Below are 370 nucleotides of genomic sequence, written 5' to 3'. Positions count from 1 at the left end.
CGGTCGAACAGCTCCAGACCAAGCCCGTTCGGCAACGCCCCGATCCCCATCCGAGCCCACCTGGCCACACTGCCCTCGTCCAGGCTCCCGGCCATGCTCCGCTCCTCGGCCCACAGCCCCCACGCCAACGACGTGGCCGGCAGACCCTGCGCCCTGCGATGCGCCGCAAGAGCGTCGAGAACCGCGTTGGCCGCCGCGTAGTTGCCCTGCCCCGGACTCCCGATCAACGCCGCCACCGACGAGAACAGCACGAACGCCGACAGATCCATCCCCGCCGTCAGCTCATGCAGATACAGCGCCGCATCCACCTTCGGCCGCATCACCCGCTCCACCTGCTCAGCGGACAACGACTCCAGAACACCGTCATCCA

1 protein-coding gene is annotated in these 370 nt (G+C 68.6%); it reads right to left on the bottom strand.

All coding sequences use genetic code 11. From position 1 onward, the window contains the following. The coding region (locus Q0994_RS33965) for a KR domain-containing protein (protein ID WP_299542599.1) at window positions 1-370 on the bottom strand (370 nt) is incomplete at both ends.

It is taken from the genome of uncultured Streptomyces sp. (assembly GCF_947488945.1).
In the GTDB taxonomy this organism is placed as follows: Bacteria; Actinomycetota; Actinomycetes; order Streptomycetales; family Streptomycetaceae; genus Streptomyces.
This window is presented reverse-complemented; position numbering and strand designations above follow the sequence as displayed.